13 protein-coding genes are annotated in these 14,451 nt (G+C 72.2%); 11 read left to right on the top strand and 2 right to left on the bottom strand.

Going from position 1 to position 14,451, the window contains the following annotated elements:
- The first annotated feature begins 118 nt into the window (after window positions 1-118).
- The 9 genes from Q9250_RS00360 to Q9250_RS00400 all read left to right on the top strand — a co-directional run bounded on the left by Q9250_RS00360 (window position 119) and on the right by Q9250_RS00400 (window position 9,423).
- A complete protein-coding gene (locus tag Q9250_RS00360) occupies window positions 119-1,213 on the top strand; it encodes a BMP family lipoprotein (RefSeq protein ID WP_306232592.1) in 1,095 nt (364 codons plus the stop codon).
- A gap of 125 nt (window positions 1,214-1,338) precedes the next feature.
- Window positions 1,339-2,880 (top strand): ABC transporter ATP-binding protein, encoded by a 1,542-nt coding sequence (locus Q9250_RS00365; protein WP_306232593.1) that lies wholly within the window; start codon window positions 1,339-1,341, stop codon window positions 2,878-2,880.
- On the top strand, window positions 2,877-4,283 hold the full coding sequence (locus Q9250_RS00370) for an ABC transporter permease (RefSeq protein ID WP_306232594.1): 1,407 nt from the start codon (window positions 2,877-2,879) through the stop codon (window positions 4,281-4,283). The genes Q9250_RS00365 and Q9250_RS00370 overlap by 4 nt, the downstream gene beginning before the upstream one ends.
- Window positions 4,280-5,575 (top strand): ABC transporter permease, encoded by a 1,296-nt coding sequence (locus Q9250_RS00375; protein ID WP_306232595.1) that lies wholly within the window; start codon window positions 4,280-4,282, stop codon window positions 5,573-5,575. Before Q9250_RS00370 ends, Q9250_RS00375 begins: the two co-directional genes overlap by 4 nt.
- Before the next feature lie 64 nt (window positions 5,576-5,639).
- Window positions 5,640-6,080: a cytidine deaminase gene (locus tag Q9250_RS00380; RefSeq protein ID WP_306232596.1), complete on the top strand. Its 441-nt coding sequence runs from the start codon at window positions 5,640-5,642 to the stop codon at window positions 6,078-6,080.
- Window positions 6,073-7,362 carry a thymidine phosphorylase gene (locus Q9250_RS00385; protein ID WP_306232597.1) on the top strand — a complete coding sequence of 430 codons (1,290 nt, stop codon included), beginning with the start codon at window positions 6,073-6,075 and terminating at the stop codon, window positions 7,360-7,362. The genes Q9250_RS00380 and Q9250_RS00385 overlap by 8 nt, the downstream gene beginning before the upstream one ends.
- A gap of 95 nt (window positions 7,363-7,457) precedes the next feature.
- Entirely contained in the window at window positions 7,458-7,790 is a 333-nt protein-coding gene (locus Q9250_RS00390) for a DUF4190 domain-containing protein (RefSeq protein WP_306232598.1), read from the top strand.
- Between the two features lie 92 nt (window positions 7,791-7,882).
- Window positions 7,883-8,989: an adenosine deaminase gene (locus Q9250_RS00395; RefSeq protein WP_306232599.1), complete on the top strand. Its 1,107-nt coding sequence runs from the start codon at window positions 7,883-7,885 to the stop codon at window positions 8,987-8,989.
- Window positions 8,986-9,423: a PTS sugar transporter subunit IIA gene (locus tag Q9250_RS00400; protein ID WP_306232600.1), complete on the top strand. Its 438-nt coding sequence runs from the start codon at window positions 8,986-8,988 to the stop codon at window positions 9,421-9,423. Before Q9250_RS00395 ends, Q9250_RS00400 begins: the two co-directional genes overlap by 4 nt.
- A gap of 48 nt (window positions 9,424-9,471) precedes the next feature.
- On the opposite strand, the gene Q9250_RS00405 is transcribed toward Q9250_RS00400, so the two are convergent.
- Both Q9250_RS00405 and Q9250_RS00410 read right to left on the bottom strand, forming a co-directional pair.
- The gene (locus tag Q9250_RS00405; RefSeq protein ID WP_306232601.1) at window positions 9,472-11,145 is read right to left on the bottom strand and encodes a phospho-sugar mutase; all 1,674 of its coding nucleotides are present in this window, start codon (window positions 11,143-11,145) and stop codon (window positions 9,472-9,474) included.
- Entirely contained in the window at window positions 11,142-11,972 is an 831-nt protein-coding gene (locus Q9250_RS00410; protein WP_306232602.1) for a purine-nucleoside phosphorylase, read from the bottom strand. The genes Q9250_RS00405 and Q9250_RS00410 overlap by 4 nt, the downstream gene beginning before the upstream one ends.
- Window positions 11,973-12,259: 287 nt before the next feature.
- Here Q9250_RS00410 and Q9250_RS00415 point away from each other — a divergent pair, with 287 nt between their 5' ends.
- Both Q9250_RS00415 and Q9250_RS00420 read left to right on the top strand, forming a co-directional pair.
- On the top strand, window positions 12,260-12,799 hold the full coding sequence (locus tag Q9250_RS00415) for a YaeQ family protein (RefSeq protein ID WP_306232603.1): 540 nt from the start codon (window positions 12,260-12,262) through the stop codon (window positions 12,797-12,799).
- Window positions 12,800-12,900: 101 nt separating this feature from the next.
- Entirely contained in the window at window positions 12,901-14,343 is a 1,443-nt protein-coding gene (locus tag Q9250_RS00420) for an NAD(P)H-quinone dehydrogenase (RefSeq protein WP_306233872.1), read from the top strand.
- The last annotated feature ends 108 nt before the right edge of the window (window positions 14,344-14,451 follow it).

The raw sequence follows: 14,451 nt of genomic DNA on the forward strand, positions 1-14,451 counted from the left end.
TGCAACGATTGCGTTTCGGTGGCCCTGATACGGCCTGGACGGGCGTCCAGCGGTCGTATGCTCAACCATCATGCGCTCAGCCGCGCCGCGGCGAGCATCCTTTGCACTGGAGGATCCCTTGAGGAAGTTCACCCGTACCGTCGCACGCGGTGGCGCGGTCGCACTCGGCGCAGCCCTGCTGCTCACCGGCTGCGCTGCGGCCCCTGACGCACCCGGCGCCAGCGAGCCCGGCGCCGAGGCGCCCGTCGTCGACATCCAGCCCTGCATCGTCTCGGACGAGGGCGGCTTCGACGACCGCTCGTTCAACCAGCTCGGCGCCGAGGGCATGCGTGCCGCGGCTGAGGGCCTGGGCGTCGAGGGCATCGAGGTCGAGTCGGCATCGCCGTCCGACTACGCCCCGAACCTCGACAGCGTCATCGCCGAGGGCTGCAACATGGTCGTCTCCGTGGGCTTCTCGCTCGCCGAGGCCACGGGCGCCGCGGCCGCCGCGAACACCGACGTCAACTTCGCCATCATCGACGACAACTCGATCGAGGCTGACAACGTGCAGCCGATCGTCTACGACACGGCGCAGGCCGCGTTCCTCGCCGGCTACGCCGCCGCCTCGTACTCCGAGTCGGGCATCATCGCCACGTGGGGCGGCATCCAGATCCCGCCGGTGACGATCTTCATGGACGGCTTCGTCCAGGGCGCCGAGTACTACAACGAGCAGAAGGGCGCTGACGTCCAGATCCTCGGATGGGACGTCGCCGCGCAGACCGGCTCGTTCACGGGTGGCTTCGCCGCCGGTGTCGAGGCCAAGTCGATGGCCCAGACCTACATCGACCAGGGCGCCGACGTGCTCATGCCGGTCGGTGGCCCGATCTTCCTCTCGGCCGTCGAGGCCATCCGCGACCAGGGCGCCGACTCGGGCATCACGATGGTCGGCGTCGACGCCGACCTCGTCGAGACCTCGCCCGACAACGCCGACATCTTCCTCACCTCGGTGCTGAAGGGCATGTCGACCGGTGTCCAGACGGTCATCGAGCAGGCTGCTGCCGGCGAGTTCTCGAACGAGCCCTACGTCGGCACGCTCGAGAACGACGGTGTCGGCCTCGCGCCGTTCCACGAGTTCGAGGAATCCGTCGACCCGGCCCTCGCCGGTGAGCTCGACGACATCAAGGCGGCGATCATCGCCGGCGAGATCACGGTCGAGTCGCCCGCCAGCCCGTAAGGACTGCAGCGCATGCGCGTGGGGGTCGGCTCCGGCCGGCCCCCACGCGCGTGACCGCCACCGAGCGCGCGCCGCTCATCACCGATAGATTCACGAACGTCGTCAGCGTCGTCGGAGGAAGGCACATGAACGAGCACCCCACTCTCGAGCTCCGTGGCATCACGAAGCGCTTCGGCGCGCTGACCGCGAACGACCACATCGACCTCGAGGTCAGGGCCGGAGAGATCCACTGCCTCCTGGGCGAGAACGGCGCCGGCAAGTCGACGCTGATGAACGTGCTCTACGGCCTCTACCAGGCCGACGAGGGCGAGATCCTGCTCGAGGGCGCCACGCAGCGCTTCGCAGGCCCCGGCGACGCCATGCGCGCCGGCATCGGCATGGTGCACCAGCACTTCATGCTGATCCCCGTCTTCACCGTCGCCGAGAACGTGCTGCTCGGCCACGAGCGAGCGCTCGGCGGTCTCGCCGGCGCGAAGCAGAAGGTGCGCGAGATCTCGCAGCGCTTCGGCTTCCACGTCGACCCCGACGCCAGGATCGAGGATCTCCCCGTGGGCGTGCAGCAGCGGGTCGAGATCATCAAGGCACTGTCGCAGGACGCGAAGGTGCTGGTGTTCGACGAGCCCACCGCCGTGCTCACGCCGCAGGAGACCGACGAGCTCATGGCGATCATGCAGCAGCTGCGCGACGAGGGCACCGCGATCGTCTTCATCACCCACAAGCTGCGCGAGGTCCGCGCGATCGCCGACCGCATCACCGTCATCCGCCTCGGCAAGGTCGTCGGCGAGGCGAGCCCCGAGTCCTCCAGCACCGAGCTGGCCTCGATGATGGTCGGCCGTCCGGTCGAGCTGACGGTGCAGAAGCAGCAGCCGGTGCTCACCGACAACCGGCTCGAGGTCGCCGGCCTCACGGTGCTCGACGCGATCGGACAGAAGGTCGTCAACGACGTCTCGTTCACGGTGCAGGGCGGCGAGGTGCTGTGCATCGCCGGCGTGCAGGGCAACGGGCAGACCGAGCTGACCGAGGCCATCCTCGGCCTGCAGTCGCACGCCAAGGGCTCGATCGACCTGAACGGCAACGAGCTGCTCGGCGACTCGGTGCGCGACGTGCTCGACGCGGGCGTCGGCTTCGTGCCCGAGGACCGCAAGGTCGACGGGCTGGTCGGCGACTTCTCGATCGCCGAGAACCTCATGCTCGACCGCTACCTCGGCGAGCCGTTCGTCAAGGCCGGCACCATCGACCGCGGCGCCCGCGACGACTTCGCGCGCGACAAGCTCGGCGCCTTCGACATCCGCGCGCAGGGCATCACCACCAACGTCGGCACCCTGTCGGGCGGCAACCAGCAGAAGGTGGTGCTCGCGCGCGAGCTCGGGCGCCCGCTGTCGCTGCTGGTCGCCTCGCAGCCCACCCGCGGCCTCGACGTCGGCTCGATCGAGTTCGTGCACAGCCAGATCATCGCGACCCGCGACGCCGGCATCCCGGTGATCGTGGTCTCGACCGAGCTCGACGAGGTCGTCGGGCTCGCCGACCGCATCGCGGTCATGTACCGCGGCGGCATCGTCGGCATCGTGCCCGCGAGCACCAGCCGCGACACGCTCGGCCTGATGATGGCCGGCGAGCGCCCCGCAGACGTTCCTGCGACCGATCCTTCGAAGGGAGCCGCCGCGTGAACGACCAGCCACGTGACGCCGACGACCCGATCGAGTCCGCCGAGCCGCAGCGGCTCGGCGGCACGCCCGACTCGGGCGTCGCCCCGACCGTCGTGCACGCGCCGGAGGCGACCGAGGTCGCCGTGGCGACGCCGGTCGCGCCGACCGACGACCGCACGGCCGAGGACGACGACCCCTGGGGCAGCGCGTTCCGCCGCATCATGGGCGGCAACCTGGTGATGGCCGTGCTCGCCATCCTCACCTCGCTCGTCGTCGGCGGCATCCTGATCGCCTTCACCGACGAGCGGGTGCAGGAGACGAGCACCTACTTCTTCTCGCGGCCGACCGACATGCTGCAGGCCGTCGGGACCGCGGTGTTCGGCGCCTACTCCGCGCTCTTCCAGGGGTCGATCCTCAACTTCTCGCGCGCCGACGCCGGGTTCGCGCAGCTGATCAAGCCGTTCACCGACACGCTCAACTTCGCCACGCCGCTGATCGCCGCGGGCCTCGGCGTCGCGATCGCGTTCCGGGTCGGCCTGTTCAACATCGGTGGCCGCGGTCAGATGCTCTGGGCCGCCGCCGCCGCCGCGTGGGTCGGCTTCGCCATCCCCATGCCGCCGGTGCTGCACGTGCTCGTCGCGATCGCGGTCGGCATCGCCGCCGGCGCGATCTGGGGCGGCATCGCGGGCGCCTTCAAGGCCTACACCGGCGCCCACGAGGTGATCGTGACGATCATGCTCAACTTCGTCGCGCTCTGGTTCATCACCTGGATGCTGCGCACGCCCGGCCTGCTGCAGAACCCGGGCAGCAACAACCCCATCTCGCCGCCGATGCCCGACTCGGCGATCCTGCCGCCGATCTTCGGCCCGCCGTTCACGCTCCACTGGGGCTTCGTGCTGTCGGTCGCCGCGGTCGTCTTCTGCTCGTGGCTGATCAACCGCTCGAACATCGGCTTCCAGTTCCGCGCGGTCGGCTACAACGCCAACGCGGCGCTGAACGCGGGCATGAACGTCAAGCGGCTGACCGTCTACGCGATGCTCTTCGCCGGCGGCTTCATGGGCCTCGCGGGTGCCCAGCAGGTGACCGGCTCGGTCACCACCGGCTTCACCTCCGGCATCGACGCCGGCATCGGCTTCGACGCCATCACGGTCGCGCTGCTGGGCGGCTCGACCCCGTGGGGCACCTTCTTCGCCGGCCTCCTGTTCGGCGCATTCAAGGCCGGCGGCTTCCGCATGCAGGCCGCCGAGGGCGTGCCGATCGACATCATCCTCGTCGTGCAGTCGTTCATCGTGCTGTTCATCGCGGCACCGCCGCTGGTGCGCGCGATGTTCGGCCTGCCGCAGCCCGGCAAGAAGTCGCGCAGGCAGCGCAAGGACGAGGCCGCGATCGGCGCCGCGATCAAGGCGAAGGGAGAGCAGGCGTGACCACGCAGCAGCCCACCGCGGCGCCCACCGCCGGATCCGCAGAGGTCGTCGAGCTCGAGCGCGCCGTCGTCAAGCACTGGAAGGCGCCCGTCTCGTATGCGGTCGTCACGCTCGTCGCGCTGATCCTGATGGTGCTGCTCGGCCGAGACGGCAGCGCGACCCTGCGGCTCGCCTCGAACGGCGACCTGTTCCAGATCCCGGATGCGGTGCTCCCGGCACGGCCGACCGGCATCGTCATCGTGGTGCTGCTCGCGGCGCTGACGGCGCTGTCGTTCTGGGCCGCCGCCACCGTGCGCAGGATCGGCGCCTGGCTGCCGATCGCCTTCGGCCTGATCTTCGTCATCGGCTTCCTCACCTGGGCGGGCGCTGGCTCGCTGATCCCGATCGCCGGCCTGCTGTTCGCGACCGTCGGCCTCTCGGTGCCGCTGATCCTCGGCGCCATGGGCGGTGTGCTCTCCGAGCGCGCCGGCGTGGTCAACATCGCCATCGAGGCGCAGCTGCTCGGCGGCGCGTTCACCGGTGCCGTGGTCGCCTCGGCCACCGGCTCCACGATGGTGGGCGTGCTCGCCGCGATGGTCGCCAGCGTGCTCGTCTCGATGGTGCTGGCGGTCTTCGCGATCCGCTACTTCGTCGAGCAGGTCATCGTCGGCGTCGTGCTGAACGTGCTGGTGACGGGCCTGACGAACTTCTTCTACTCGTCGGTGCTCACCGACAACCCGGCGCTCAACTCGCCCGACCGCCTGCCGAAGATCCCCATCCCGCTGCTGGAGAGCATCCCCCTCATCGGTCCTGCCCTCTTCAAGCAGTCGGTCATCGTCTACGCGATGTACATCATCGTGCCGCTCATCGCCTGGGGCCTGTTCAAGACCACCTGGGGCCTGCGGCTGCGCGCGATCGGCGAGCACCCGATGGCCGCCGACACCGTCGGCATCAAGGTCAACAAGCTGCGGTTCTGGAACGTCTCGCTCGCGGGCGCGGTGGCGGGCCTCGGCGGCGCGTACTTCACGCTCGACTCGAACGGCTCGTTCACGCGCGAGATGACCGCGGGCCTCGGCTACATCGCGCTGGCGGCCGTCATCTTCGGGCAGTGGCACCCCATCAAGGCGACCCTGGCGGCGCTGCTGTTCGGCTTCGCCTCGGCGCTGCAGCAGACGCTCGGCGCCATCGGCTCGCCGGTGCCGAGCGAGTTCATGCTCATGCTCCCGTACGTGATCACCCTGCTCGCGGTGGCCGGCTTCATCGGCCAGTCGCGGGCGCCCGCCGCGAGCGGCAAGCCCTACGTCAAGCAATAGGCAGCGCGCAGCGCAGGCAGCACCGAGCACCGAGCACCGACCAGCTCCGAGCAGGAGGGATCCCATGACCGAGATCGACTGGGCGGCGTTGCACGACACCGCCGTGGAGGCCTCCGCCAAGGCCTACACGCCCTACTCGCGGTTCCCCGTCGGGGCGGCCGCCCTCGTCGACGACGGCCGCGTCGTCTCCGGCGCCAACATCGAGAACGCGGCCTACGGCGTGACGCTGTGCGCCGAGTGCTCGCTCGTCAGCGCGCTGATCATGGGCGGCGGCGGCAAGCTGGTCGCGTTCTCCTGCGTCAACGGCGCGGGCGAGCGGCTCATGCCGTGCGGCCGCTGCCGGCAGCTGCTCTCGGAGCACGCGGCGCCCGGCATGCTGCTCGACACGGTGAGCGGCATCCGCACCATGGCAGAGGTGCTGCCGGATGCGTTCGGCCCGGGAGCGCTCGACGACTACGCCGCGCAGACGGCCGGCACGCAGCAGACAGGAGCAGCCGGTGGCTGAGGCATTCGACGCGGTCGACATCATCCGCACCAAGCGCGACCGCGGGTCGCTCTCGACCGAGCAGATCGACTGGCTCATCGACGCCTACACGCGCGGCTACGTCGACGACCCGCAGATGGCGGCGCTGACGATGGCGATCCTGCTGAACGGCATGGAGCGGCGCGAGATCCACGACCTGACGATGGCGATGATCGCCTCGGGCGAGCGCATGGACTTCTCGTCGCTCGAGGCGCCGACGGTCGACAAGCACTCCACGGGCGGCGTGGGCGACAAGATCACGCTGCCGCTCATGCCGCTGGTCGCCGCGTTCGGCGCGGCCGTGCCGCAGCTCTCGGGGCGCGGCCTCGGCCACACCGGGGGCACGCTCGACAAGCTCGAGTCGATCCCCGGCTGGCGCGCCGATCTCACGAACGCCGAGATGCTCGAGCAGCTGCGCACCGTCGGCGGCGTCGTCTGCGCGGCCGGTCCGGGCCTGGCGCCGGCCGACAAGCGGCTCTACGCGCTGCGCGACATCACCGGCACCGTCGAGGCGATCCCGCTCATCGCATCGTCGATCATGTCGAAGAAGATCGCCGAGGGCACCGGCGCGCTGGTGCTCGACGTGAAGTTCGGCTCCGGCGCGTTCATGCAGGAGTTCGAGCGGGCGCGCGAGCTGGCGCTGACGATGGTCGAGCTGGGCCGCGACGCGGGCGTCGAGACGCGCGCGCTGCTCACCACCATGGACACGCCGCTGGGCCTCGCGATCGGCAACGCCAACGAGGTGCGCGAGTCGGTCGAGGTGCTCGCGGGCGGTGGGCCGGCCGACGTGGTCGAGCTCACGGTGGCGCTGGCGCGCGAGATGCTGGATGCGGTGGGCAAGGGCGATGCGGATGTCGAGGCCGCGCTCGCCGACGGCCGGGCGATGGACGTCTGGCGCCGCTTCGTGATCGCCCAAGGCGGCGACCCGGATGCCGCGCTGCCGGTCGCGAAGGAGACGCACACCGTCGTCGCCGACGCGGACGGCGTGCTCGCCCGCCAGGAGGCGCTGCCCTTCGGCATCGCCGCGTGGCGCCTGGGCGCCGGCCGTGCCCGCGCGAGCGACCCGGTCGTGCACGCCGCGGGCATCGACCTGCACGTGAAGCCGGGCGACGCGGTGCAGAAGGGCGACCCGCTCTGGACCATCTCGGCCGACGACGAGACGCGCATCCCGCGCGCGCTCGAGGCGCTCGAGGGCGCGTGGGAGCTGGCCCCGGTCGGCACCGAGATCACCGTGCCGCCGATCGTGCGGGAGCGCATCGCCTAGGAGCGCGGCTCCCAGTCGGCACCCAGCCATCTCTCAACCCGGCGCCGCCGCGCGGTGATTGGGTCGACGCATCCACTTGCATCGAAGGAGCACCCGTGACCGATCCCCAGCACCCGACCATGCGGCCGTACGGCGAGGCGACCCAGCCGATGCACGGCTACAGCGGCGCGCCCGCCGAGCCGAGGACGCTCAGCATCGTCAGCCTCGTGCTCGGCCTCGCGTCGATCTTCATCGGCGGCTCGATCCTCGTGCCGATCGCCGGCATCGTCGTCGGCGTCATGGCGCGCAAGCGGGAGCCCGCGGGCCGGACGATGGCGCTGTGGGGCATCTGGCTGAGCGTCGCGATGCTGGTGCTGTGGGCGCTGCTGTGGATCGTCGCCGGCGGGCTGATCCTCGCCGCGATCGGACTCGCGGGCGCCTCGGTCTGACTCCGCACCGAGGCCGTGTCGGCGGCGCGCGGGCCGGTAGCATCGAATCCGGCCGGCACGCGGATGCCAGGCACCCCGATGACGGAGGCGGAATGGCCCGGTACGAGATCGACGGCGTCGACATCCAGACGCTGCCCAAGGTCAGCCTGCACGACCACCTCGACGGGGGGCTGCGGCCGCAGACCGTGCTCGAGCTGGCCGACGAGATCGGCTTCGAGCTGCCAGCCGGCGACGCGGAGGCGCTCGGCCGCTGGTTCGCCGAGCAGTCGAACTCCGGCTCGCTGCCCGAGTACCTGAAGACGTTCGACATCACCACCGCGGTCATGCAGACCGAGCACGGCCTGCAGCGGGTGGCGAAGGAGTTCGTGCTCGACCTCGCCGAGGACGGCGTGATCTACGGCGAGATCCGCTGGGCGCCGGAGCAGCACCTGCAGCGCGGCCTCACGCTCGACCAGGCCGTCGAGGCCGTGCAGGCCGGCATCGAGGAGGCCATCGACCTGGTCGCGACCCACGGCGGCCGGATCCGCGTCGGCCAGCTGATCAGCGCGATGCGCCACCTCGACCGCGCCGACGAGATCGCCGAGCTGGCCCTGCGCCACCGCGACAAGGGCGCGGTCGGCTTCGACATCGCCGGCCCCGAAGCGGGCTTCCCCGCCTCGCGCCTGCAGTCGGCGTTCGACATCCTCGCCAGGGCGCACTTCCCGACCACCGTGCACGCGGGCGAGGGCGACGGGCTCGCGAGCATCGACGACGCGCTGTTCGCCGGGCGTGCGCTGCGCCTCGGCCACGGCACGCGCATCGCCGAGGACATCGAGGTCGAGGAGGAGCACGACGACGCGATCGTGGTGCGGCTCGGCGAGCTCGCGGAGTGGGTGAAGGAGCGCGAGATCCCGCTCGAGCTCAGCCCCAGCTCGAACCTGCAGACGGGCACGATCGCGCAGTGGGGCGACTCGCTCGACGCGCACCCGATCGACCTGCTGCTGCAGCTCGGCTTCGCGGTCACCGTGAACCCCGACAACCGCCTGCAGTCGGGCACGACCCTCACACGCGAGCTGGGCCTCATGGTCGAGACCTTCGACTGGGATCTCGACGACCTCGAGCAGGTCACGCAGAACGCCGCCGCCGGCGCCTTCTGCACGCTCGAGGAGCGCGAGGAGCTCGCCGACGAGATCGCCGACGGGTTCGACGACCTCCGATGACCCTGCCGCTCGACGAGGCCACCTTCTCGCCCGGCGTCCACGCAGCCGACTGGCGCGCCGCCGTGCGCGCAGCGGGCGTCGACCTGGTGACCGCGAGCGCGGTCGGGCGCGCCTACGTCGACGAGCTGGTGCGCCAGATCGAGCAGGCCGGCCCGTACTGCGTGGTGGCGCCCGGCGTGGCGGTGCCGCACGCGAAGGCGAGCGCCGTCGTGCGCCGCGACGCCCTGGCGATCGTCGTGCTCGACGAGCCCGTCTCGTTCGGCCACCCGCACCACGACCCGGTGCGGGTCGTCATCGCGATGGCCGCGCAGAGCCCTCGCCGCCACCTGCAGATGCTCGCCGAGCTCGCCAACGCCCTGGACGCATCCGGCGTCACCGAGGCGCTCGTGGCCGCCACCGGGCGCGACGAGGCGATCGCGGCGCTGCGCGCCTGAGCCGGGCGACGGTGCCGCGCGCCCGAGGCTCGCGACCGTGCCGCGCCACTACTGCAGCAGCGGCCGCACCGCCTCGGCGATCGCGGCCACGCGCTCGCGCGCACGACGGATGCGGGCGGCAGGGGGGCCGTCGGCGCTCGTCGCGTCGATGTAGACCTTCACCTTCGGCTCGGTGCCGCTCGGCCGCACCATGACCCGCGAGCCGTCGTCGAGCGTGAAGCGCAGGATGTCGCCGATCTCGCCGTGCTCGGGCAGCGACAGGTCGTCGGCGGCGAGCACGGCCGCGCCCGCCAGCTCGGTCGGCGGCGTCTGCCGCAGCGCCGCCATGGTGGCCGGGATGCGCGCGAGGTCGGTGACGCGCACGCTCACCTGCCCGGACTCGAAGGCGCCGAACTCGCCGGCGAGCGCCAGCAGCTCCTCGGTGAGCGACGAGCCGCGCTCCTGCAGCTCGCTCGCAAGGGTGAGGATGCGCACGAGCGCCGAGATGCCGTCCTTGTCGCGCACGGTGCCGGGGTTCACGAGGTAGCCGAGCGCCTCCTCGTAGCCGTAGACGAGGCCGGGCACGCGCGAGACCCACTTGAAGCCCGTGAGCGTCTGCACGAACTCGAGCCCGTGGGCGGCGGCGATCGCGCCGAGGCCGGGGGAGGAGACGATCGACGCGGCGAGCACGCCGCGTCCGCCGGCGGCGCGCGCGGCGTCCCAGCCCAGCAGCAGCCCCACCTCGTTGCCGGTGAGCATGCGCCATCCGGCGGGGGCGGCGTCGTCCGGCACGGCCACCGCGAGCCGGTCGGCGTCGGGGTCGTTCGCGAGGATCAGCTCGGCGCCCTCTGCGGTCGCGAGGGCCATCGCCAGGTCGAGTGCGCCCGGCTCCTCGGGGTTGGGGAAGGCGACCGTCGGGAACGCGCCGTCGGGCTCGGCCTGCTCGGGCACCGGGATCACGGCCGGGAAGCCGGCCGCGGCCAGCACCGCGCGCACCGTCTCGAGGCCGACGCCGTGCATGGGCGTGTAGACGACCCTCGGGCCGGTCGCTCCGGCGAGGCCCTGGTCGGGCTGGCCGATCGCGGCGGTGGCGGCGACGTAGGCGTCGACGACGCCCTCGCCGGCCACCTCGACGCTGCCGCGCGGGTAGTCGGCCACCGGCGTCTGCGCCGCCTCTTCGATGCGGGCGGCGATCTCGCCGTCGACCGGCGGCACGATCTGGCTGCCCTCGTCGGCGCCACCCAGGTAGACCTTGTAGCCGTTGTCCTGCGGCGGGTTGTGGCTCGCGGTCACCATCACGCCTGCGCTCACGCCCAGGTGCCGCACGGCGAACGCGGTCACCGGCGTCGGCAGCAGCCGCGGCAGCAGGATCGCGCGCACGCCCGCGCCCGCGAAGACCTCCGCCGCCTCGCGGGCGAACTGCGCCGAGCCGCGCCGGCCGTCCCAGCCGATCACGACCGACGGGTGCGCCTCGCGCTCGACGAGGAATCGGGCGAGGCCCGCGGATGCCTGCTGGACGACGACGCTGTTCATGCGGTTGGGCCCGGGGCCCAGACGGCCCCGCAGCCCGGCCGTGCCGAACTGCAGGCGCCCGCGGAACGCATCCGCGAGCTCGATCGTCGCCGCGTCGTCGTCGGCCTCGGCCGCGGCGATCGTCGCCTCGAGCTCGGCGCGGGTCGCCTCGTCGGGGTCGGCGGCCGCCCAGGCGCGCGCGAGCGTCAGCGCTTCGTGCGAGGCGCTCATGCCTGCGCGCCGATCGCCGCCACCACGTCGGCGAGCAGGCGCCCGAGCCTGCCCTCGGCCTCGCGGCCCGCCTCGATCACCTCGGCGTGCGAGAGCGGCGTGGTCTGGATGCCCGCGGCGAGGTTGGTGATCAGGCTCAGGCCCAGCACCTCCATGCCGGCCTCGCGCGCGGCGATCGCCTCGAGCGCGGTCGACATGCCGCAGATGTGGCCGCCGATCGCCTTCGCCATCTGCACCTCGGCGGGCGTCTCGTAGTGGGGGCCGCGGAACTGCACGTAGACGCCCTCGTCGAGGCTGGCGTCGACCGTGCGGGCGACGTCGCGCAGGCGCGGCGAGTAGAGGTCGGTGAGGTCGACGAAGGTGGCGCCCTCGAGCGGCGAGTCGGCGGTGAGGTTGATGTGGTCGCTGATGAGCACCGGCTGGCCGGGCGTCCAGTGCGGCTTGATGCCGCCGGCGCCGTTCGTCAGCACCATCACGGTCGCGCCCGCGGCGGCGGCGGTGCGCACCGAGTGCACCACCCGGCGCACGCCGTGGCCCTCGTAGTAGTGGGTGCGCGCGCCGATCACGAGCGCGCGGCGGCCGTCGTCGAGCAGGATCGAGCGCAGCGTGCCCACGTGCCCCTCGAGCGCGGGCTTCGAGAAGCCGGTGATGTCGGTCGCGGGGATCGTGTGCGTCGTCTCGCCGATCAGGTCGGCGGCCTTCGCCCAGCCGGAGCCCAGGGTGAGGGCGATGTCGTGGCGGTCGACGCCGGTGATGCGGCGGATGTCGTCGGCGGCCTGGCGGGCGACCTCGCGCGGGTCGGCGGGCTGGTCGAGCGGGTGCGTCATGGCGCCCACTCTAGAGGCGGGGCCCCCGACCCTCGCCCCGTGCCCCGCGCGCACAACGCAAGCCTGGCGCTCGCCCCGCGCGCACAACGCAAGCCCGGCGCTCGCCCCCGCGCGCACAACGCAAGCCCGGCGCGCGTCCCCGCGCGCACAACGCAAGCCCGGCGCGCGGATCGATGGGCGCGCCGAGCATCGCGACCGCAGCGGCCGCGCGAACGGGCTGCCCGGCTTGCGTCGTGCTGAGCGGCGGCGGCGGTGAGTCGAGCGCCGCGCACCTAGGCTGGAGCACCATGGCCATCGGCGCGACGATCCACACCTTCGAGGTGCAGCTCTCCGACGTCGATCGCGGCGTGTACGAGCAGCTGTCGCTCAAGGTCGCGCAGCACCCCTCCGAGACGCTCGTGTTCATGGTGACGCGCGTGCTCGCGCTCTGCCTCGAGCACGAGGAGGGCATCGCGTTCGGCGACGGCATCTCCGGCGGCGACGAGCCCGCGGTGATCGCGCGCGACCTGACCGGTGCGCTGACGGCCTGGATCGAGGTGGGCGCGCCCGACGCCGAGCGGGTGCACCGGGGCAGCATGGCCGCCGACCGCACCGTCGTCTACACGCACCGCGACCCGGAGAAGGTCGCCGCGCGCTGGGTGGGCAAGCGCATCCATCGCGCGGAGGACGTGCGGCTGGTCTGGTTCGACGCCGGCTTCGTCGAGGCCGTGGCCGACGCCGTGGCACGGCGCACGGCGCTCACCGTGTCGGTGATGGAGGGCACGCTCTACGTCGAGGTCAACGGCACGACGCTGACGTCGGCAGTGCACGAGCGTCGCGCGGGCTGATGCCCTCCCCGGTACCGGGGCCCGAGACGGCCCCGGCGCTGGGGTCGCGGCGGAGGGCCGAAAGGCCCTCCGCTCCAGAGCTCCACCGCGAATGCGCGATGATGGTGCCCGTGAGTGCATTCGAGCGCAAGCAGCGCGTAGTGATCATCGGCGGCGGTCCTGGCGGGTACGAGGCGGCGCTCGCGGGCGCCAGGCTCGGTGCCGCAGTCACGCTCATCGAGCGCACCGGCATCGGCGGCAGCGCGATCCTCACCGACGTCGTGCCCTCGAAGTCGCTCATCGCGACCGCCGAGTCGGCTGCCGCGATCCGCGACGCCAGCCAGCTGGGCGTGCAGTTCTCGGTGCGCGGCGCCAGCGGCCGGCCGCAGAAGCCCGAGGTGGCCGTCAACCTGCGGGCCGTCAACCGGCGCCTGCTGTCGCTCGCGGCGAAGCAGTCGCTCGACATGAAGGCCGACCTCGAGAAGGCGGGCGTCACGCTCGTGCAGGGCGAGGGCCGCCTCGACGGCCCCGGCCGCGTGGTCGTCTCCACCGGCAAGCAGGGCTCCGACTTCGACGAGTTCGAGGCCGACACCATCGTCGTCTCGGTCGGCGCCACGCCCCGGCAGCTGCCCTCGGCCATGCCCGACGGCGAGCGGATCCTCACGTGGACGCAGCTCTACGGCCTCGAGGAGGTGCCCGAGCACCTGATCGTCGTCGGCTCCGGCGTCACCGGCGCCGAGTTCGCGAGCGCCTACAGCCTGATCGGCGCCGAGGTGACGCTCATCTCGAGCCGCGAGCAGGTGCTGCCGGGCGAGGACACCGACGCGGCCCGCGTGATCGAGGACGTCTTCGGCCGCCAGGGCATGCACGTGCTCGCCAAGTCGAGGGCGGCGACCGTCGAGCGCACGGAGACGGGCGTGCTCGTCACGCTCACCGACGGCCGCACGGTCGAGGGCTCGCACTGCCTGATGGCGGTCGGCTCGATCCCGAACACCGCCGGCATCGGGCTCGAGGAGGCCGGGCTCGAGATGACCGACTCCGGCCACATCCACGTCAACCGTGTCGCGCGCACGAACCTGCCGAACATCTACGCGGTCGGCGACTGCGCCGACGCGCTGCCGCTCGCCTCGGTGGCCTCGATGCAGGGCCGCACCGCGATGTTCCACGCGCTCGGCGATGCGGTCGACCCGATCTCGATGCGCACGGTCGCGTCGAACATCTTCACGCAGCCCGAGATCGCCACGGTCGGCTGGTCGCAGCGCGAGATCGAAGAGGGCATCGCCCAGGGCGAGGTCTACCGGATCGATCTCGCCACCAACGCCCGCGCCAAGATGATGGGCGTCGAGGACGGCTTCGTGAAGCTCTTCGCGCGCACGGGCTCGGGCACGGTCATCGGCGGCGTGATCGTCGCGCCGAAGGCGTCGGAGCTGATCTTCACGGTGACGATGGCGATGGAGCACCGCCTCACCGTCGACCAGCTCGCCCGCGTGTTCCCGGTCTTTCCGTCGCTCACCGGCTCGATCTCCGACGCCGCCCGCGCGATGCACCGCGTCGACGCCGGCTGACGCCGCGGAGGGCGCGGACGGCTGACGCGCCCGGGCACTGACGCCGCGCCCGACACCCGACGTCCCGGGGCCCAGCACGACGCATCCACCTGCCCGTCTTTCCGTTTC

It is taken from the genome of Agrococcus beijingensis (assembly GCF_030758955.1).
Taxonomy (GTDB): Bacteria; Actinomycetota; Actinomycetes; order Actinomycetales; family Microbacteriaceae; genus Agrococcus; species Agrococcus beijingensis.